General features: G+C 64.7%; 15 protein-coding genes. 12 read left to right on the top strand and 3 right to left on the bottom strand.

Annotated features, from left to right (window positions below; translation table 11 throughout):
• The 6 genes from nuoK to HU772_RS09225 all read left to right on the top strand — a co-directional run bounded on the left by nuoK (position 1) and on the right by HU772_RS09225 (position 8,913).
• The gene (gene nuoK / locus HU772_RS09250) at positions 1–309 is read left to right on the top strand and encodes an NADH-quinone oxidoreductase subunit NuoK (RefSeq protein WP_008096201.1); all 309 of its coding nucleotides are present in this window, start codon (positions 1–3) and stop codon (positions 307–309) included.
• Entirely contained in the window at positions 306–2,159 is a 1,854-nt protein-coding gene (gene nuoL, locus HU772_RS09245; protein WP_186661852.1) for an NADH-quinone oxidoreductase subunit L, read from the top strand. The genes nuoK and nuoL overlap by 4 nt, the downstream gene beginning before the upstream one ends.
• A gap of 40 nt (positions 2,160–2,199) precedes the next feature.
• The gene (nuoM, locus tag HU772_RS09240) at positions 2,200–3,732 is read left to right on the top strand and encodes an NADH-quinone oxidoreductase subunit M (RefSeq protein ID WP_186661854.1); all 1,533 of its coding nucleotides are present in this window, start codon (positions 2,200–2,202) and stop codon (positions 3,730–3,732) included.
• Positions 3,733–3,739: 7 nt separating this feature from the next.
• Positions 3,740–5,209, top strand: a complete 1,470-nt coding sequence (gene nuoN / locus HU772_RS09235; protein ID WP_102685131.1) for an NADH-quinone oxidoreductase subunit NuoN — start codon at positions 3,740–3,742, stop codon at positions 5,207–5,209.
• Between the two features lie 243 nt (positions 5,210–5,452).
• Complete coding sequence (locus tag HU772_RS09230) at positions 5,453–7,501, top strand: TonB-dependent receptor family protein (RefSeq protein ID WP_186661856.1); 2,049 nt, start codon at positions 5,453–5,455, stop codon at positions 7,499–7,501.
• 440 nt (positions 7,502–7,941) lie between these two features.
• Entirely contained in the window at positions 7,942–8,913 is a 972-nt protein-coding gene (locus tag HU772_RS09225) for an IS110 family RNA-guided transposase (RefSeq protein ID WP_217858722.1), read from the top strand.
• Positions 8,914–9,043: 130 nt separating this feature from the next.
• Here HU772_RS09225 and HU772_RS09220 read toward each other — a convergent pair whose 3' ends face one another.
• Positions 9,044–10,108 (bottom strand): AI-2E family transporter, encoded by a 1,065-nt coding sequence (locus HU772_RS09220; protein WP_186660429.1) that lies wholly within the window; start codon positions 10,106–10,108, stop codon positions 9,044–9,046.
• Positions 10,109–10,231: 123 nt separating this feature from the next.
• Between HU772_RS09220 and trhP the strand changes: the two genes are divergently transcribed.
• Positions 10,232–11,554: a prephenate-dependent tRNA uridine(34) hydroxylase TrhP gene (gene trhP, locus HU772_RS09215; RefSeq protein WP_186660428.1), complete on the top strand. Its 1,323-nt coding sequence runs from the start codon at positions 10,232–10,234 to the stop codon at positions 11,552–11,554.
• Here the strand turns inward: trhP and HU772_RS09210 are convergent.
• A complete protein-coding gene (locus tag HU772_RS09210) occupies positions 11,551–12,204 on the bottom strand; it encodes a hypothetical protein (protein ID WP_186660426.1) in 654 nt (217 codons plus the stop codon). The two genes, trhP and HU772_RS09210, sit on opposite strands and share 4 nt — an antisense overlap.
• Positions 12,205–12,455: 251 nt before the next feature.
• Here HU772_RS09210 and HU772_RS09205 point away from each other — a divergent pair, with 251 nt between their 5' ends.
• From HU772_RS09205 to HU772_RS09185, 5 genes are all read left to right on the top strand, one after another.
• A complete protein-coding gene (locus tag HU772_RS09205) occupies positions 12,456–14,168 on the top strand; it encodes a copper resistance system multicopper oxidase (protein ID WP_186660424.1) in 1,713 nt (570 codons plus the stop codon).
• The gene (locus HU772_RS09200) at positions 14,161–15,039 is read left to right on the top strand and encodes a copper resistance protein B (RefSeq protein ID WP_186660423.1); all 879 of its coding nucleotides are present in this window, start codon (positions 14,161–14,163) and stop codon (positions 15,037–15,039) included. The genes HU772_RS09205 and HU772_RS09200 overlap by 8 nt, the downstream gene beginning before the upstream one ends.
• Before the next feature lie 141 nt (positions 15,040–15,180).
• Positions 15,181–15,609 carry a DUF411 domain-containing protein gene (locus HU772_RS09195; protein ID WP_186660421.1) on the top strand — a complete coding sequence of 143 codons (429 nt, stop codon included), beginning with the start codon at positions 15,181–15,183 and terminating at the stop codon, positions 15,607–15,609.
• Positions 15,609–16,046 carry a YqaA family protein gene (locus tag HU772_RS09190; protein WP_186660419.1) on the top strand — a complete coding sequence of 146 codons (438 nt, stop codon included), beginning with the start codon at positions 15,609–15,611 and terminating at the stop codon, positions 16,044–16,046. The genes HU772_RS09195 and HU772_RS09190 overlap by 1 nt, the downstream gene beginning before the upstream one ends.
• Positions 16,047–16,121: 75 nt before the next feature.
• Positions 16,122–17,120: an alpha/beta fold hydrolase gene (locus HU772_RS09185; protein WP_186660417.1), complete on the top strand. Its 999-nt coding sequence runs from the start codon at positions 16,122–16,124 to the stop codon at positions 17,118–17,120.
• Positions 17,121–17,158: 38 nt separating this feature from the next.
• Here HU772_RS09185 and glgB read toward each other — a convergent pair whose 3' ends face one another.
• Positions 17,159–19,369, bottom strand: a complete 2,211-nt coding sequence (gene glgB / locus HU772_RS09180) for a 1,4-alpha-glucan branching protein GlgB (protein WP_186660416.1) — start codon at positions 19,367–19,369, stop codon at positions 17,159–17,161.
• Between the last annotated feature and the right edge of the window lie 69 nt (positions 19,370–19,438).

The following is a 19,438-nucleotide window of genomic DNA, read 5'->3' as shown; positions in this document are numbered from 1 at the left end:
ATGGGTGCTATCCCTCTCGAACATGGTCTGGCGGTCGCCGGCATCCTGTTCTGCTTAGGTCTGGTCGGGCTGATGGTCCGCCGCAACATCCTCTTCGTGCTCATGAGCCTGGAAGTCATGATGAACGCCTCCGCCCTGGCGTTCATCGTCGCCGGTGCCCGTTGGGTCCAGCCCGACGGTCAGGTGATGTTCATTCTGGTGATCAGCCTGGCAGCCGCCGAGGCCAGCATTGGCCTGGCGATCCTGCTGCAGCTGTATCGCCGCTTCCACACTCTCGACATCGATGCTGCCAGTGAGATGCGCGGATGAACCTTCTCTTCCTGACTTTCGTCTTCCCCCTGATCGGCTTCCTGCTGCTGTCGTTCTCCCGCGGACGGTTCTCGGAGAACCTGTCGGCGCTGATCGGCGTCGGCTCGGTGGGCCTCTCGGCCGCCACCGCCGCCTACGTGATCTGGCAGTTCAATGTCGCCCCGCCTGAAGGCGGCGCGTACAGCCAGCTGCTGTGGCAGTGGATGTCGGTGGACGGCTTCGCGCCGAACTTCACCCTGTACCTGGACGGCCTGTCGGTGACCATGCTCGGCGTGGTCACCGGTGTCGGCTTCCTGATCCACCTGTTCGCCTCCTGGTACATGCGTGGCGAAGCCGGCTACTCGCGCTTCTTCTCGTACACCAACCTGTTCATCGCCAGCATGCTGTTCCTGATCCTCGGCGATAACCTGCTGTTCATCTACTTCGGTTGGGAAGGCGTGGGCCTGTGCTCGTACCTGTTGATCGGTTTCTACTACAGCAACCGCAACAACGGTAACGCGGCGCTCAAGGCCTTCATCGTCACCCGTATCGGCGACGTGTTCATGGCCATCGGCCTGTTCATCCTGTTTGCCCAGCTGGGCACGCTGAACGTGCAGGAACTGCTGGTGCTGGCTCCGCAGAAGTTCCAGGCGGGTGACACCTGGATGGTCCTGGCGACCCTGATGCTGCTGGGTGGCGCGGTCGGTAAATCGGCCCAGCTGCCGCTGCAGACCTGGCTGGCCGACGCGATGGCCGGCCCGACTCCGGTTTCGGCGCTGATCCACGCGGCGACCATGGTGACCGCCGGCGTCTACCTGATCGCCCGTACCAACGGCCTGTTCCTGCTGGCCCCGGACATCCTCCACCTGGTTGGCGTGGTCGGTGGCGTGACCCTGGTCCTGGCCGGCTTCGCCGCCCTGGTGCAGACCGACATCAAGCGTATCCTCGCCTACTCGACCATGAGCCAGATCGGCTACATGTTCCTGGCCCTGGGTGTTGGCGCCTGGGACGCGGCGATCTTCCACCTGATGACCCACGCCTTCTTCAAGGCCCTGCTGTTCCTTGCCTCCGGTGCGGTGATCGTTGCCTGCCACCACGAGCAGAACATCTTCAAGATGGGCGGCCTGTGGAAGAAACTGCCGCTGGCCTACGCCAGCTTCGTGGTCGGTGGCGCCGCCCTGGCTGCCCTGCCGATCCTGACCGTGGGCTTCTACTCCAAGGACGAAATTCTTTGGGAAGCCTTCGCCAGCGGCAACAGCGGCCTGCTGTACGCCGGCCTGGTCGGCGCGTTCATGACCTCGCTGTACACCTTCCGCCTGATCTTCATCGCCTTCCACGGCGAAGCCAAGACCGAAGCCCACGCCGGCCACGGCATCAGCCACTGGCTGCCGCTGGGCGTGCTGATCGTGCTGTCGACCTTCGTCGGCGCCTGGATCCACCCACCGCTGGCAGGCGTGCTGCCTGAAAGCGCCGGCCACGCCGGTGGCGAAGCCAAGCACTCGCTGGAAATCGCCTCGGGCGCCATCGCCATCGCCGGTATCCTGCTGTCGGCCCTGCTGTTCCTGGGCAAGCGTCGCTTCGTCACTGCGGTCGCGAACAGCGGTATCGGTCGCGTCCTGTCGGCCTGGTGGTTCGCCGCCTGGGGCTTCGACTGGATCTACGACAAGCTTTTCGTCAAACCGTACCTGCTGATCAGCCACCTCCTGCGCAAGGACCCGGTTGACCGCGGCATCGGCCTGATTCCTCGGATGGCGCGTGGCGGCCATGTCGCCATGAGCAAGACCGAGACGGGCCAACTGCGCTGGTACACCGCCTCTATCGCCGTCGGTGCCGTGCTGGTGCTCGGCGCTGTGGTAGTGGCTGCGGTATGACTATGAATCTTGCGACTTTGCCAAAGGAAACCAACCCGTCATGATTTTGCCTTGGCTGATCCTGATCCCCTTCATCGGCGGCTTCCTGTGCTGGCTGGGTGAGCGCTTCGGCGCCACCCTGCCGCGCTGGATCGCGCTGCTGACCATGTCCCTGCTGCTTGGCATCGGCCTGTGGCTGTGGGCGACCGGTAACTACACGCTGGCCCCGACCCCGGGCGCCGAACCTGCCTGGGCCCTCGAATACAAGGTCGAGTGGATCAAGCGCTTCGGCATCAGCATCCACCTGGCCCTCGATGGCCTGTCGCTGCTGATGATCCTGCTCACCGGCCTGCTCGGCGTGCTGTCGGTGCTGTGCTCGTGGAAAGAGATCCAGCGCCACGTCGGCTTCTTCCACCTCAACCTGATGTGGATCCTCGGCGGCGTGGTCGGTGTGTTCCTGGCCCTGGACCTGTTCCTGTTCTTCTTCTTCTGGGAAATGATGCTGGTGCCGATGTACTTCCTCATCGCGCTCTGGGGTCACAGCTCGGCCGATGGCAAGAAGACCCGGATCTACGCGGCAACCAAGTTCTTCATCTTCACCCAGGCCAGCGGCCTGATCATGCTGGTGGCGATCCTCGGCCTGGTGCTGGTCAACTACAACAGCACCGGGGTGATCACCTTCAACTACAGCGACCTGCTCAAGGCCGAGCTGCCGGCCGGCGTCGAGTACATCCTGATGCTGGGCTTCTTCATCGCCTTCGCGGTGAAGCTGCCGGTGGTGCCGTTCCACTCCTGGCTGCCTGACGCCCACGCCCAGGCACCGACCGCAGGTTCCGTGGACCTGGCCGGTATCCTGCTGAAGACCGCGGCCTACGGCCTGCTGCGCTTCGCCCTGCCGCTGTTCCCGAACGCCTCGGCCGAGTTCGCGCCGATCGCCATGACCCTGGGCCTGATCGGTATCTTCTACGGTGCCTTCCTGGCCTTCGCGCAGACCGACATCAAGCGCCTGATCGCCTTCTCCAGCGTTTCGCACATGGGCTTCGTGCTGATCGGTATCTACTCCGGCAGCCAGCAGGCCCTGCAGGGCGCGGTGATCCAGATGCTGGCCCACGGCCTGTCGGCCGCCGCGCTGTTCATCCTGTCCGGCCAGTTGTACGAGCGCCTGCACACCCGTGACATGCGTCAGATGGGTGGCCTGTGGCACCGCATCGCTTACCTACCCGCCATCAGCCTGTTCTTCGCTGCCGCCTCGCTGGGCCTGCCGGGCACCGGCAACTTCGTCGGCGAGTTCCTGATCCTGATCGGCAGCTTCGCCCATGTACCGTGGATCACCGTGATCGCCACCACCGGCCTGGTGTTCGGTTCGGTGTACTCGCTGATCATGATCCACCGCGCCTACTTCGGTCCGGCCAAGGCCGACACCGTGCTGGCCGGCATGGACAGCCGCGAGCTGATCATGGTGCTGGGCCTGGCTGGCCTGCTGATCCTGCTGGGCGTGTATCCGCAGCCGTTCCTCGACACCTCTGCCGCCACCATGAGCGGTGTGCAGCAGTGGCTCGGTTCCGCTTTCACTCAACTCGCTTCGGCCCGGTAAGAGCGCTATGGAATTCACCACTCAACACTTCATCGCATTGGCGCCGATGCTGATCACCACCATCACCACGGTGGTGGTGATGCTGGCGATCGCCTGGAAGCGCAACCACTCGCAGACCTTCCTGCTGTCCACCGTGGGCCTGAACCTGGCCCTGCTGTCGATCCTGCCGGCGCTCAAGGTCGCGCCGCTGGCAGTGACCTCGTTGGTGACCATCGACAAGTTCGCCTGCCTGTACATGGCGATCATCCTGGTGGCCACCCTGGCCTGCGTCACCCTCGCCCACGCCTATCTCGGCGAAGGCTCCAAGGGTTTCCCGGGCAACCGTGAAGAGCTGTACCTGCTGCTGCTGATGTCGGCACTGGGTGGCCTGGTGCTGGTCAGCGCCAACCACCTGGCGGGCCTGTTCATCGGCCTGGAGCTGCTGTCGGTGCCGGTCTACGGCCTGGTGGCGTACGCCTTCTTCAACAAGCGCTCGCTGGAAGCCGGCATCAAGTACATGGTGCTGTCGGCCGCCGGTTCCGCCTTCCTGCTGTTCGGCATGGCGCTGCTGTACGCCGACGCCGGTGCCCTGACCTTCGACCAACTGGGCAAGGCCCTGGCTGCCACCAGCATGCCGAGCCTGCTGGCACAGCTGGGCCTGGGCATGATGCTGGTGGGCCTGGCCTTCAAGCTGTCGCTGGTGCCGTTCCACCTGTGGACCCCAGACGTGTACGAAGGCGCCCCGGCGCCGGTCGCCGCGTTCCTGGCCACCGCCAGCAAGGTCGCGGTGTTCGCCGTGGTGGTACGCCTGTTCATGCTCTCCCCCGCCGCCAGCAGCGGCGTGCTGAGCACCGTGCTGGCGGTGATCGCGGTCGCCTCGATCATCATCGGCAACCTGCTGGCGCTGACCCAGAGCAACCTCAAGCGTCTGCTCGGTTACTCGTCCATCGCCCACTTCGGCTACCTGGTCATCGCCCTGGTCGCCAGCAAGGGCCTGGCCCTGGAAGCCATGGGCGTGTACCTGGTCACCTACGTGATCACCAGCCTCGGCGCCTTCGGCGTGATCACCCTGATGTCCTCGCCGTACGCCGGCCGTGACGCCGACGCCCTGTACGAGTACCGCGGCCTGTTCTGGCGCCGTCCGTACCTGACCGCGGTACTGACCGTGATGATGCTGTCGCTGGCCGGCATCCCGCTGACCGCCGGTTTCATCGGCAAGTTCTACATCATCGCCACCGGCGTCGAGTCGCACCTGTGGTGGCTGGTTGGCGCTCTGGTGATCGGCAGCGCCATCGGCGTGTACTACTACCTGCGGGTCATGGTCACCCTGTACCTGGTCGAGCCGAACCTGCGTCGCCACGACGCTCCGCTGAAGTGGGAACAGCGCACCGGCGGCGTGATGCTGCTGGCTATCGCCATTCTCGCCTTCGTGCTGGGTGTGTACCCGCAGCCACTGCTGGAAATGGTGCAACAGGCGGGTCTGCAACTGATCGGTTGATCGGCTGCACGAAGTGCAAGAAGCCCCGCCTCGGCGGGGTTTCTTTTTGCCTGAAAGAAATCACAGGCTTCTTCGCGGGTAAACCCGCTCCCACAGGATCACCGCTGTTTCCAAGGTCAGTGCCGTACCTGTGGGAGCGGGTTTACCCGCGAAGGAATCGGCTCGGTATTACAGATCGACCACTGTGCTTCGTCTGCCCTTTGCAGCGTCAGACTCCCGCACTCGATCTGGAACCTCGCCCCCATGCGCCCCACCCTGCCCTACTCCCTGCTGGCCCTGTTCGTCGCCGGCACCACCCAGGCCGCCAACCGCGTCGAACTCGACCAGGTGCTGATCCAGGACCAGCCTCCATCCGAACTGGAGGCTGCCGCCGAGCACCTGCGCGAAATCCCCGGCGCCAGCAACCTGGTGGACATGGACAAGGTCGGCCAGGGCCGGGTGGCCAGCAACCAGGACGTGCTGGCCTATCAGCCGGGGGTGTTCGCCCAGTCGGCGGGCAACGACGGCATCAAGCTGTCGATCCGTGGTTCAGGCATCAACCGCGCACCGGGCGCCCATGGCTCGGGGGTGTACACGATGTTCGACGGCCTGCCGCTGACCGGTCCGGGCGGTACTCCGTATGAGCTGTTCGAGCCACTGTGGCTGAGCCGCGCCGAAGTGCTGCGCGGCGCCAACGGTTTCGACCAGGGCTCGCTGGCCCTGGGCGGTGCGATCAACTATGTGACCCACACCGGCTACGATGCGGCGCCCCTGCAGCTGCGCTACGAGGTCGGTAGCCGCGGCTACCAGCGCCGGCACATCAGCTCCGGCCAGGTACTGGGCAACCTCGATTACTACGTGGCCCTGACCGACGCCGAATACGACGGCTACCAGCAGCACAGCAGCGGCAGCGCCAAGGGCATCGCCGCCAACGTCGGCTACCGCTTCAACCCCAATCTGGAAACGCGCTTCTACCTGCGCTACCGGGAGACCGAGAACGACCTGGCCGGGCGCCTGACCAAGGAGCAGATCAAGCATCACCCGCGCGCCGCCAACCCGGCCTACCTGGCCCGCAACGACCGACGCCCGCAACCGGGCAGCACCTGGGTCGGCAACAAGACCACGTTCTTCCTCGACGACGATTCACGGCTGGAGGCCGGCCTGGTCTATCACGACTACCCCATGGACCTGCGCGAAGGCCCGATGCGCCTGAAGGTCGCCTACAGCGATGTCAGCGGCACGCTCAACTACCTGCGCCGCGACACCCTCTTCGGGCACGAGAGCAAGACCACCCTCGGCTGGCGCACCACCAAGCACCTGCCCAACAGCGGCGCCTCGCAGTTTTCCCGGGTCAACGACGTGGTCGGCGCGCGCACCCGCGACTTCAGCTACCAGGGCTCAGACACCGTCCTGCACCTGGGCAACGACCTGGAGCTGATCCCTGACCTGTGGCTGAGCACGGGCCTGGCCATGATCTATACCCGCCGTGAGAGCGACGTCAGCTACCCGGCCAGTGGCGGCAAGGTCAGCCAGCATGACTGGGACTATGCGCCACGGCTGGGGCTGCGCTACGACATCCGCCCGGACCTGCAGGTCTATGGCAACCTCAGCCGCTCGGTAGAGCCGCCGCATCCGTGGTCGCTGGTCTGGAGCGCGCCGGTCAACAACCAGCCCATGAAGATGCAGAACCAGACCGCCACCACCCTGGAACTGGGCGCCCGCGGCGACTCCGCGCTGGGCCGCTGGGACCTGGCCTGGTACTACGCCCAGGTCCGCCACGAACTGCTCAACGTGGAAGTCGTGCAAGGCTTGCCATTCAAGGAGTTCAACGCCAGCCCCACCGTGCACCAGGGCATCGAGGCCGGCCTGGACAGCCTGCTCTGGGAGCAACCCGGCACCGGCAAGCTCAGCCTGCGCCAGGCCTACACCTTCAGCGACTTCCATTACCGCGACGATGACAGGTTCGGCGACAACCGCCTGCCCGGCATCCCCATGCACTACTACCAGGCCGAGCTGCGCTACGACTGGCCGAGCGGGTTCTACGCCGGGGTCAACACGCAGATGGCGTCCAAGGTGCAGGTGGACTACGCCAACAGCAATCACGCCGATGCCTACGCCCTGCTCGGCGCACGCCTGGGCTGGAACTCGCCCAAGCGCGACTGGCAGACCTGGCTGGACCTGCGCAACCTGACCAACCAGCGCTATGCCGCGACGGTGACGCCAGGGTATGACGATCGCGGGCGCGATGAAGCGCGCTCCACGCCTGGGGAAGGGTTTGGGGTGTATGCGGGGGTGTCCTACAGCTTCCGGTAAAAAGATAGAGCCTGCTCCGCCGCCCATTCGCGGGCAAAGCCACTCCCACAGGGCATTGCACAAAACCTGTGGGAGCGGGTTCACCCGCGAATGGCCCCTCAGGAGCAGCCCTTTCAAGGTCTTTGCGTTTTTTCGGATATGGCCGCTTCAATTCAAGATTGCCGGGGCTGCTTTGCAGCCCTTTCGCGGCACAAGGCCGCTCCTTGTATCTCGACTTTCGCCTCCCTAGAGGCGAAAGTTCTCGACTGATCATCGAGGGAAGGCCTTGAAGCAGAGCCGCTCCAAGGGCATCAAGCCCGCACTGTAGATAACGCTCTGGTCTTCCAACCCCACTCGACGAGTTCGAACGGTATCTAGTGCCCGCCCCCGGCGTGAGCACGCATTAACAAGGTTGAACTGAGTGTAGGGTGATCGACTTTCGTAGTTTGAAGGAGGAGATCATGTCCGTCTTTGTTGGCGTTGATGTCGCCAAAAAATCTTTCGACATTGCCATCCCGCTCCCCAATGGCAAGATGCGCACCAAAGCCAAGCTGTCCAATGATCCTGGAGGGTTCAGGCAGTTTAGCGACTGGCTTGAGCGCCATGCTGAACCAGGCGCCTGGATTGTTATGGAGGCTACAGGCATCTATCACGAAGCGCTGGCCGAGCACTGTCACAACCAAGGTTATCGGGTGTGCATTCTGAACCCGGCGGTGATTGCGAAATTCGCTGACGTGGAGCTTCGGCGCGTCAAAACAGATAAGGCTGACGCCAAAGTCATTGCTGCCTATGGCCAACAAAAGGCTGTCTCGCTTCGCCAGTGGGAGCCTGAGCCCCCTGCGCAGCGCCGCTTGCGTGCTCTGGTGCGGCGACTGGACGACCTCAAGGAAATGCGCCAGATGGAGCAGAATCGTTTGGATGTCGCACTAGATGCGGTACAGCAGTCGATTCAAGACGTAATCGGGCACATCAACGAAGAGCTGGAAAAGACCAGGAAGGCCATCGAGCAGACGATCGATGATGATCCAGACCTGCGCAAGCGACGTGAGCTGATTACCTCGATTGATGGTTTGGGTGACACCACTGCTACGTTGCTGCTCGCCGAACTGGGCGATCCACTGAAATACCAAAGCCCTTCTGCGATTGTCGCGTTTTCAGGCTTAAACCCAGTGGTGCAGCAATCGGGAGAGTTCATAGGTAAGAGCACTATTTCGCGTACAGGCGCCTCAAGGCTGCGTGCAGGCTTGTGGATGTCAGGCACTGTCTCAATCAGACATAACCCTGTTGTGAAGGAACTGGCAGAGCGGTTGAGCAGCCGGCACAAAGCTTACAAACAGATCGTCTGCGCGGCGATGCGCAAGCTGCTGCACCTGGTTTACGGGGTGGTGAAGTCGGGGATACCGTTTGACCCCAAAATCCCTCTTGCGGGGTGAGGGTCAAGACGGTATCTACAGGACGGCGCGGTCACTTGTAGGAGCGGCCTTGTGCCGCGAAAGGGTCGCAAAGCGGCCCCGGCAAATTCGAGCCGGACATCAATTCACAACACCTTGAAAGGGCTACCCCTCAGGAAGGCAGCTGCACCTGCGGCTTGGTCGAGGCAAAGATCGCCCAGCTGGAAATGAACAACGCCGCGATCAACGGCCCGATCACGAAGCCATTGAGCCCGAACACCGCCAAGCCACCCAAGGTCGACACCAGCACCAGGTAGTCCGGCATCCGTGTGTCCTTGCCCACCAGGATTGGCCGCAGCAGGTTGTCCACCAGGCCGATCACCAACACGCCGAACGCGGTCAGCACGACCCCCTGCCAGATCGCCCCGGTCAGCAGGAAATACACAGCCACCGGCGCCCAGACAATCCCTGCGCCCACCGCCGGCAGCAGCGACAGAAAGGCCATCAGCACCGCCCAGACCAACGCGCTGGGGATGCCCAGCACCCAGAAAATAAAACCACCGAGCGCACCCTGGGTGATCGCCACCAACAGGTTGCCCTTGACCGTCGCACGCACCACCCGCTTGAACTTCAGCTGCAACCTGCGCTTCTGCTGCTCGGGCAATGGCACCGCCTGGCGTACCTTGCGCGCCAGCTCGGCGCCCTCGCGCAGAAAGAAGAACAACAGGTAGAGCATGATGCCGAAGCTCACCAGGAAGTCGAAGGTCCCCTGGCCGAAGCTGAAGGCCTGCCCGGCGAGGAATTGGCTGCCCTGGGTCGCCCACTTGCTGATCTTGTCGCGCAAACCGTCGAGGTTGCCCATGCCCATGCGGTCGAGGCCCTGCTGGGCATAGGCCGGCAGCATGTCCTTGCCGTGCTCGATGTAGCCGGCGATATCCAGCTGGCCACTTTCGATGCGCTGGTAGAGCGCCGCGCCCTCCTGCACCAGCAGCGCGCTGATGACGATCACCGGCAGGATGGCGATCACCAGGCAGATGGCCAGGGTCGCCACCGTCACCAGGTTGCGCCGCCAGCCCAGGCGCAACAGCAGTTGACGCTGAAGCGGCGCGAACAGGATGGCGAGGATCACCGCCCAGAAAATCGCCCCGTAGTACGGCAGCAGGATCCAGATGAAGGCAATCGTCACCAGCGCCAGCAAGGCGGTCAGCGCCTTGTTCTGCAATACGGATTCGTTCATGGGCATTCCTCGGGGGTTCACAGCTTAGTGCTCGCCAGCGGCCTGAAAGTGCCGTTGATCCAGATCAATACCGGCCATGCAACCGCGCCTTAGCATCCGCGCCTTTTGCCCCCGGTGCGCACCATGACCTCACCCGCCTCGCCCGAACTGCTCGCCCCCGCCGGCACCCTCAAGACCCTGCGCTATGCCTTCGCCTACGGCGCCGACGCGGTCTATGCCGGCCAGCCGCGCTACAGCCTGCGGGTGCGCAACAACGAATTCGACCACGCCAACCTGGCCCTCGGCATCCAGGAAGCCCACGCCCTGGGCAAGCGCTTCTACGTGGTGGTCAACATCGCCCCGCACAACGCCAAGCTCAAGACCTTCCTCAAGGACCTGGCGCCCGTCATCGCGATGGGCCCCGACGCGCTGATCATGTCCGACCCGGGCTTGATCATGCTGGTGCGCGAACACTTCCCGCAGATGCCCATCCACCTCTCGGTGCAGGCCAACACGGTGAACTGGGCGGCCGTGCGCTTCTGGCAGGGCATGGGCCTGTCGCGGGTGATCCTGTCCCGGGAACTGTCGCTGGAAGAGATCGAGGAAATTCGCCAGCAGGTGCCGGACATGGAGCTGGAAGTGTTCGTCCATGGCGCGCTGTGCATGGCCTACTCCGGGCGCTGCCTGTTGTCCGGCTACCTGAACAAGCGCGACGCCAACCAGGGCACCTGCACCAACGCCTGCCGCTGGCAGTACGACGCCACCCCGGCCAGCGAGAATGCCACCGGCGATATCGTCCGCGAGGTCGAGCCGACCCTGGGGCTCGGCGCGCCCACCGACCAGGTGTTCCTGCTCCAGGAAAGCAACCGCCCAGGCGAACAGATGCCCGCCTTCGAGGACGAGCACGGCACCTACATCATGAATGCCAAGGACCTGCGAGCCATCCAGCATGTCGAGCGGCTGACCCACATGGGCGTGCATTCGCTGAAGATCGAGGGCCGCACCAAGTCGCACTTCTACTGCGCCCGTGCCGTGCAATCGTACCGCCAGGCCATCGACGACGCGGTGGCCGGGCGTCCCTTCGACCGCGGCCTGATGGACAACCTCGAATCCCTGGCCCAGCGTGGCTACACCGAGGGCTTCCTGCGCCGCCACGTGCACGACGAGTACCAGAACTACCAGCGTGGCAACTCGGTATCCGAACGCCAGCAGTTCGTTGGCGAGCTGACCGGCCTGCGGGTCGAGGGTCTGGCCGAAGTGAAAGTGAAGAACCGCTTTGCCGTCGGCGACCACCTGGAGTTGATGACCCCTCGCGGCAACTACCATTTCGACCTCGAACGCATGCGCAACAGCCAGCAACAGGCCGTGGACGTCGCGCCGGGCGATGGCCACACCGTCTACCTGCCGATCCCGGAGCAGGTGTCGCTGGCCTACGGACTGTTGATGCGCGACCTGCCCGACGCTTAGAGCGATAGCTCCTCCAGCGCGCGTTGCGACCAGCCGAGCAGATCCTTCTGGACCTGCTCGCGATAAGCGGCAAACTGCTCGCGGTCGAAGCGATAAGCCGTGCCAACGTGCCACACCACGATATCGCGACGCGTTTCAGTCCAGAAGTCGAAGTCGCGGATCTCGACCGACGCGTTGAGCTGAAACGCATAGACCGCAAATTCGATCCGGCCTCGCGCATCCCTCAGACAGGGCGTCACCAGAAACGTCGAGCTCTGGCCGTTTGCGGATCCGCGCTGGAAAAAGCGCCGGGCGAAAGCACTGCCACGCAACACGCCGAGGGCGTCACGCGCTTGCCGCGCTAACTGAGCGGGCACGCCGCCCGTACCAACCGGGCCTAGCTGGGCATCGAAATCGGCATAGTCATTGATGACCTGTGGCGGATGGCTCAGGCTGCCCCTGCTGATGCAACCGTGCTTCTCCAGGCGATTGCGATAGCGGTCCAACCAAGGCTTCCACAGCTCTTCGTGATCGAGGAACCGGCTGGCAAAACCTTCGGCATGGGTGAGCAGGTCGAACAGGTCATTGCGCTCCTCCACGGATAAATGTGAACCAAGGCCAATCAGGTTAGCCTGGGACTGGGACAGTGAAACCAGTGATGAATTGTGCATGGGCATCCAGCAAATAGAGAAAGGTCCTACACCCTATCGCTCCGTCCTCTGTAAAAGCACAAGGAACACCTACCGTTGGCACCTCGCCTGACAAATCTGTAATCCGCGCCTCAGGTGACTGTCAGGCGCTGGCGGCGAGGATCGCGCTCATGCCCATCACGGGGTAAAACCGCTCCCACTGGCCAAGGTGCCTTTGTAGGAGCGAACTCGCCCCGCGCCGAGGCGCTTCCAGTCAGTTGCGAGAGCACGCCATGCCACCGACACCAACCCGCCGCACCTTCGTCAAGGGCCTGGGCGCCGCCACCGCCCTCGCCGGCCTCGGCCTGTGGCGCCCGTTGGCCCAGGCCGCCGAAGGGCGGCTACCGCCGCACGACCTCAGCGGCCAGCAGTTCGACCTGTTCATCGGCCCGACCCCGGTCAACATCACCGGCCGCCCGCGCATCGCCCAGACCATCAACAACAGCCTGCCCGGCCCGGTACTGCGCTGGCGCGAGGGCGACAGCGTGACCCTGCGCGTGCGCAACCACCTGGACCAACCGACCTCGATCCACTGGCACGGCATCATCCTGCCCGCCAACATGGACGGCGTGCCGGGCCTGAGCTTCGCCGGCATCGAGCCGGGCGGCGACTATCGCTACCAGTTCACCCTGCGCCAGAGCGGCACCTACTGGTATCACAGCCACTCCGGGTTGCAGGAGCAGGCCGGGGTATATGGCGCCATCGTCATCGAGCCCCGCGAGCCCGAGCCGCACATCTACCAGCGTGACCATGTGCTGCTGTTCAGCGACTGGTCGGACCAGGCGCCGGAAGCCCTGATGGCCACGCTGAAGAAACAGTCCGACGCCTTCAACTACCACAAGCGCACGGTCGGCGACTTCATCGATGATGTCGCCGACCACGGCTGGCGCTCGACCGTCAGCGAGCGCTGGGCCTGGGCGAAGATGCGCATGAGCCCGACCGACCTGGCCGACATCAGCGCCGCCAGCTACACCTACCTGCTCAATGGCCAGCCGCCGGACGGCAACTTCACCTGCCTGTTCCAGCCCGGTGAAACCGTGCGCCTGCGCCTGATCAACGCCTCGGCCATGACCTACTTCGACTTCCGCATCCCCGGGTTGAAGCTGACGGTGATCGCCGCCGACGGATTGCCGGTGACGCCGGTCACCGTGGACGAACTGCGCATCGCCGTGGCCGAGACCTACGACGTGCTGGTCAGCGTTGGTGACCTGCCCGCCTACACGCTGTTCGCCCAGAGCATGGACCGCACCGGCTACGCCCGCGGCACCCTGGCCCGCGTGACCGGCTTGCAGGCTCCGGTGCCCACGCCCGACCCGCGTCCGCTGCTGAGCATGGACGACATGGGCCACGGCGGCATGGGCCAGATGGACCATGCGGGCATGGCCGGCATGGACCACTCGAACATGGCCAGCATGCCTGGCATGCAGGCACACCCCGCCAGCGAAACCGACAACCCGCTGGTAGACATGCAGACCATGGCCCCCCGCGCCAACCTCGCCGACCCCGGCATCGGCCTGCGTGGCAATGGCCGCCGGGTCCTGACCTACGCCGACCTGCGCAGCCCCTACCCCGATCCGGACGGGCGCGAACCGTCGCGGGATATCGAACTGCACCTGACCGGGCACATGGAGCGCTTCGCCTGGTCGTTCGACGGCATCAAGTTCAGCGACGCCGAGCCATTGCGCCTGAAATACGGCGAGCGGGTGCGCATCACCCTGGTCAACGACACCATGATGACCCACCCCATCCACCTGCATGGCATGTGGAGCGACCTGGAAGATGAACAGGGCCGCTTCCTGGTGCGCAAACACACCATCGACATGCCACCCGGCAGCCGGCGCAGCTACCGCGTCAGTGCCGACGCCCTGGGCCGCTGGGCCTACCACTGCCACCTGCTCTACCACATGGAGACCGGCATGTTCCGCGAGGTGCGCGTCGATGAATGAGATCAGCAACCGCCGTATCGCCCGCGCTGTCGCCGTCGTCGCCTTGCTGGCCAGCGAGCGCGTCCTGGCCGCGGGCATGGACCATAGCCAGATGAACCACGGCGCCATGCCGCTGATGGACCACAGCCAGATGAATCACGGCGCGCCCAGCACCACTCAACCGCGCACGCCCCTGCCGACCATCACCGACGCCGACCGGCGCGCCGCCTTCCCGCCGCTGCCCGGGCACCAGGTGCATGACCGGGCGATCAACTGGGCGGTGATCGTCGACCAGCTGGAGTACCAGAATTTCGAGAACAGCGGCGCGCTGAACTGGAACGCCAATGCCTGGATCGGTGGCGATATCGACCGCCTGTGGCTGCGCAGCGAGGGTGAGCGGGAACAGGGCAAGACCCACAAGGCCGAACTGCAGGCGCTCTGGGGCCATGCCATCAGCCCCTGGTGGGAGCTGGTTGGCGGTGTGCGCCAGGACTTCAAGCCCGCCAACGGCCAGAGCTGGGCCGCCTTCGGCATCCAGGGCACGCCGCTGTATGGCCTGGAGCTGGAAGCCACCGCCTACGCCGGCGAGCGCCAGCAGACCGCGCTGCGCCTGGAGGCCGGTTACGCTATGCTGCTGACCAACCGCTGGGTCCTGGAGCCGACCGTCGAAGCCAACTTCTTCGGGCGCGACGATGCCGGCCGCGAACAAGGCTCGGGCCTGGCCGAAAGCGAAGTGGGACTGCGCCTGCGCTACGAGATCAGCCGAGGTTTTGCGCCCTATGTCGGGGTCAGCTTCAACCGCCTGCACGGCAACCGCGCCGACCAGGCCCGAGAAGAGGACGAGGACATCGGCCAGACCCGGCTGGTGGCCGGGGTCCGCCTGCGCTTTTAAGGCCTGACACGGCCCCTGTGGGAGCGGGTTTACCCGCGAAAGCGCCAGTGAACCCACTATCCCTTTCGCGGGTAAACCCGTTTCCACAGGGGCCATCCGTACCAATCAACCCGATGTGTTTAGTTTCACAGGAGCTTCACCATGCTGCGCAAACACCTGCTTACCCTCGGCCTGCTAGCCATCACCGGCCTGGCCCAGGCCGCACAGACCATCGACGTCTACCGCGATCCCAACTGCGGTTGCTGCAAGGAATGGATCAAGCACCTGAGCGACAGCGGCTTCATCGTCAACGACCATGTCGAGCCAAACATGAGCGCAGTCAAGCAGCGCCTGGGCGTAGCACCGCGCCTGGCCTCGTGCCACACCGGGGTGATCGACGGCAAGTTCGTCGAAGGCCATGTGCCGGCCGAGCAAGTGCGCCTGCTGGCCCAGCGCGACGACCTCAAGGGCCTCGCCGTGCCGGGCATGCCCATGGGCTCGCCGGGCATGGAAATGGGTGACCACAAGGACGCCTACCAGGTCATCGGCGTGACCCAGGATGGCCAGGACACCGTGGTCGCCCGCTACTGATGCTCAGCTTCGGGGCGCTGTTCCTCAGCGCCTTTGGCGCCGCCACCCTGTTGCCCCTGCAGTCCGAGGCCGTGCTGGTCGGCCTGCTGCTGCGCGAGCCCCAGGCCTGGATGCTGCTGTTGCTGGTGGCCACCCTGGGCAACGTGCTGGGTTCACTGGTCAACTGGCTGCTGGGCCGGGCCATCGAGCACCTGCGTGACAGGCGCTGGTTCCCGTTCAGCGCCAGCCAACTGCAACGCGCCCAGCAGCGCTACCAGCGCTGGGGACAATGGTCGCTGCTGCTAAGCTGGATGCCGGTGATCGGCGACCCGCTGACACTGATCGCCGGGATCATGCGCGAACCTTTCTGGCGCTTCCTACTGCTGGTCACCCTGGCCAAGGGCGGGCGCTACATCGTGGTGGCGATGATCACCCTGGGCTGGGTTCACAGCGGGTAACACCTTTCACGCTGCTCAGGCGCGGTCGGCTGCTAAAGTCGCCCTTTCCGACATGGCCCGACACGGAGTGATCCCATGCTGCGCGCAACCACCTTCGCCCTTGCCTGCCTCGCCGCAGGGGGCGCCATCGCTGGCGAACCGCCCACCTATGGCAAGCAACTCGAAGGCTTCGCCTACCCGTACCCACTCCAGCACTTCGACTTCCAGTCCCAGGGCCAGGCCCTGCAAATGGGTTACATCGACCTGCCCGCCAAGGGCAAGGCCAACGGCCACAACCTGGTACTGATGCATGGCAAGAACTTCTGCGCCGGCACCTGGGAGTCCACCATCAATGCCCTGAGCCAGGCCGGCTACCGGGTGATCGCGCCTGACCAGGTCGGTTTCTGCACCTCGAGCAAGCCGGCGCACTACCAGTACAGCTTCCAGCAACTGGCCGACAACACCCACGCCCTGCTGGCGAAACTGGGCGTGGACAAGGCCATCGTCCTCGGCCACTCCACCGGCGGCATGCTGGCCACCCGCTACGCGCTGATGTACCCCGGACAGGTCGAACGCCTGGCGCTGGTCAACCCCATCGGGCTGGAAGACTGGAAAGCGTTGGGCGTGCCCTACCGCACGGTCGACCAGTGGTACGCCCGCGAGCTCAAGCTCGATGCCGAAGGGGTGCGCAACTACGAGCGCAACACCTACTACGCCGGGCGCTGGAAGCCCGAATACGAACGCTGGGTGCAGATGCTGGTGGGGCTGAACAAGGGGCCGGGACATGAGGCGGTGGCGTGGAACTCGGCGCTGATCTACGACATGATCTTCACCCAGCCCGTGGTGCATGAGTTCAAGGACCTGAAGATGCCGACCCTGTTGCTGATCGGGGACCAGGACACCACGGCCATCGGCAGCGATATCGCGCCGCCCGAGGTCAAGGCCAGGCTGGGCCGGTACAAGGTGCTCGGGCCGCAGGTGGCAGGGCTGATCCCGCAGGGCAAGCTGGTGACCTTCGAAGGGCTGGGACACGCGCCACAGATCGAAGCGCCGGGCAAGTTCCACCAGGCGCTGCTGAGCTGGTTGCGGCCATGATGCCGATGGGCCGGCAAATGGCCGAAACCGTCAATTCATCAGGCCGGCTTGATCAGCAACACCCCTAACGGCGGCAGGTTCAGCGCCAGCGACAGCGGCTGCCCATGGCTACTGATCGCCTCGCTGGCCACTGCCCCCAGATTCCCCACGTTCGAGCCTGCATACAGCTCGGCATCGCTGTTGAGCAATTCCCGCCACTGTGCGCCGAACGGCACGCCAATGCGGTAGCCCACGCGCGGTACCGGTGTAAAGTTGGCCACCACCAGCAACGGCTCGCCCTGGCTGCTCCAGCGTAGCCAGGCATACACACTGTTGTGCGCGTCATCACCGATCAGCCACTGGAACCCCTGGGGCTGGCAGTCCTGCTCGTGCAGCGCCGGCAGCTCGCGGTACAGGAGATTGAGGTCGGCCACCAGTTTCTGCACCCCTTGGTGCTCCGAATATTGCAGCAGGTACCAGTCCAGCTGCTGGTCGTGGTTCCACTCGCGCCACTGGCCGAATTCGCAACCCATGAACAGCAGCTTCTTACCCGGATGGGTCCACATGAAGGCCAGGTAGGCCCGCAGGTTGGCGAACTTCTGCCAACGGTCGCCGGGCATCTTGTCGATCAGCGAATGCTTGCCGTGCACCACCTCGTCATGGGAAATCGGCAGGATGAAATGCTCGGAGTACGCGTAGATCAGCCCGAAGCTCATCTCGTTGTGGTGGAAGGTGCGGTGGATCGGGTCGTTCTGGATGTAGTGCAGGGTGTCGTGCATCCAGCCCATGTTCCACTTGTAGGCAAAGCCCAACCCACCCTGCTGCACCGGCTGGCTGACCCCGGGCCAGGCGGTGGACTCCTCGGCGATGATCAACGCGCCTGGCGCCTCATGGGCGGCAACGCCGTTGAGGTGGCGGATGAAGTCGATGGCCTCGAGGTTCTCGCGCCCGCCATGGCGGTTGGGCACCCATTCGCCGGCCTTGCGCGAATAGTCGCGGTAGAGCATCGAGGCCACCGCGTCGACTCGCAGGCCGTCGATATGGAAGTGCTTGAGCCAGTGCAGCGCCGAGGCCAGCATGAAGCCGCGCACCTCGTTGCGGCCAAGGTTGTAGATCAGCGTGTTCCAGTCCTGGTGGAAGCCTTCCAGCGGGTTGTCGTACTCGTACAACGCGGTGCCGTCGAAGCGTGCCAGACCGTGCTCGTCGGTGGGGAAATGCGCCGGCACCCAGTCGAGGATCACGCCGATGCCGCCCTGGTGGCAGGCGTCGATGAAGTGCGCGAAGTCCTCGGCGCTGCCATAGCGTGAAGTAGGCGCGAACAGCGACAGCGGCTGATAACCCCAGGAGCCGCCGAACGGGTGCTCCATGATCGGCATCAGCTCGATATGGGTGAAGCCCAGTTCCTGCACGTAGGGCACCAGGCGCTCGGCCAACTCGCGCCAGTTGTAGTAGCGCGCCACTTCGCCGGCGTCATCCAGCTCGCAGCGCCAGGAGCCGGCGTGCAGCTCGTAGATCGACAGCGGCGCACTGTAGGCGTGACGCTGGGCGCGTTGCGCCATCCAGTCGTGATCGCGCCAGGCGTGGGCCAGCGGCCCGGCCACCTTCGAGGCGGTACTCGGTGGCAGCTCGGTGGCGCGGGCCAGCGGGTCGGCCTTGAGCGGCAGCACGCCGTCCGCGCCCAATACCTCGAACTTGTAGGTCTCGCCCACGGCGAGCCTGGGCACGAACAGCTCCCACACCCCGGCACTGTGGCGCAGGCGCATGGGGTGGCGGCGCCCGTCCCAGTTGTTGAAGCCACCGACCACCGAGACCCGCCGGGCGTTGGGCGCCCACACCGAGAAGCACACGCCCGCGACACCGTCGACAACGGTCGGCTGGGCGCCGAAACGCCCGGACAGGTCGCGGTGGTTGCCTTCGGCGAACAGGTAGAGGTCCATGTCGCCCAGTTGCGGGCCAAAGCAGTAAGGGTCCTCGGTAACCTGCTCGCCGCCGGCCCAGCCGATCTGCAGCAGGTAGGCCTGCGCCTCATCGAGGTGCGCGATGAACAGCCCTGGCACGCTGCCCTGCACCATTTCGGCAAGGACCCGCCCATCGTGGCGCGCCAGCAGTCGTGCGTTCAGGGCATTGGGCAGGAAAGCACGGACGAACAGGCCGCCCGCGCCGTCACCATGGGGGCCCAGCACGGCAAATGGATCGGCGTGCTCGGCGCGGGCCAGGGCGTCGAGATCCCGTTGCCGAAGGCCGCCGTTGTCACGCGTGGTTGCATTCATCTCACTGCCCCTTTCCATGTGTTCATTGATAACGCTGGCGCTGCGTTGCGGCCCCTGGGTCTTTCAGGC

Source organism: Pseudomonas xantholysinigenes (assembly GCF_014268885.2).
Classification (GTDB): domain Bacteria; phylum Pseudomonadota; class Gammaproteobacteria; order Pseudomonadales; family Pseudomonadaceae; genus Aquipseudomonas; species Aquipseudomonas xantholysinigenes.
This window is presented reverse-complemented; position numbering and strand designations above follow the sequence as displayed.

What these genes read in the sequence shown, in the direction of transcription:
- nuoK (WP_008096201.1), top strand. Translation starts at nt 1, where the DNA reads ATGGGTGCTATCCCTCTCGAACATGGTCTGGCGGTCGCCGGCATCCTG.
- nuoL (WP_186661852.1), top strand. Translation starts at nt 306, where the DNA reads ATGAACCTTCTCTTCCTGACTTTCGTCTTCCCCCTGATCGGCTTCCTG.
- nuoM (WP_186661854.1), top strand. Translation starts at nt 2,200, where the DNA reads ATGATTTTGCCTTGGCTGATCCTGATCCCCTTCATCGGCGGCTTCCTG.
- nuoN (WP_102685131.1), top strand. Translation starts at nt 3,740, where the DNA reads ATGGAATTCACCACTCAACACTTCATCGCATTGGCGCCGATGCTGATC.
- HU772_RS09230 (WP_186661856.1), top strand. Translation starts at nt 5,453, where the DNA reads ATGCGCCCCACCCTGCCCTACTCCCTGCTGGCCCTGTTCGTCGCCGGC.
- HU772_RS09225 (WP_217858722.1), top strand. Translation starts at nt 7,942, where the DNA reads ATGTCCGTCTTTGTTGGCGTTGATGTCGCCAAAAAATCTTTCGACATT.
- HU772_RS09220 (WP_186660429.1), bottom strand. Translation starts at nt 10,108, where the DNA reads ATGAACGAATCCGTATTGCAGAACAAGGCGCTGACCGCCTTGCTGGCG.
- trhP (WP_186660428.1), top strand. Translation starts at nt 10,232, where the DNA reads ATGACCTCACCCGCCTCGCCCGAACTGCTCGCCCCCGCCGGCACCCTC.
- HU772_RS09210 (WP_186660426.1), bottom strand. Translation starts at nt 12,204, where the DNA reads ATGCACAATTCATCACTGGTTTCACTGTCCCAGTCCCAGGCTAACCTG.
- HU772_RS09205 (WP_186660424.1), top strand. Translation starts at nt 12,456, where the DNA reads ATGCCACCGACACCAACCCGCCGCACCTTCGTCAAGGGCCTGGGCGCC.
- HU772_RS09200 (WP_186660423.1), top strand. Translation starts at nt 14,161, where the DNA reads ATGAATGAGATCAGCAACCGCCGTATCGCCCGCGCTGTCGCCGTCGTC.
- HU772_RS09195 (WP_186660421.1), top strand. Translation starts at nt 15,181, where the DNA reads ATGCTGCGCAAACACCTGCTTACCCTCGGCCTGCTAGCCATCACCGGC.
- HU772_RS09190 (WP_186660419.1), top strand. Translation starts at nt 15,609, where the DNA reads ATGCTCAGCTTCGGGGCGCTGTTCCTCAGCGCCTTTGGCGCCGCCACC.
- HU772_RS09185 (WP_186660417.1), top strand. Translation starts at nt 16,122, where the DNA reads ATGCTGCGCGCAACCACCTTCGCCCTTGCCTGCCTCGCCGCAGGGGGC.
- glgB (WP_186660416.1), bottom strand. Translation starts at nt 19,369, where the DNA reads ATGAATGCAACCACGCGTGACAACGGCGGCCTTCGGCAACGGGATCTC.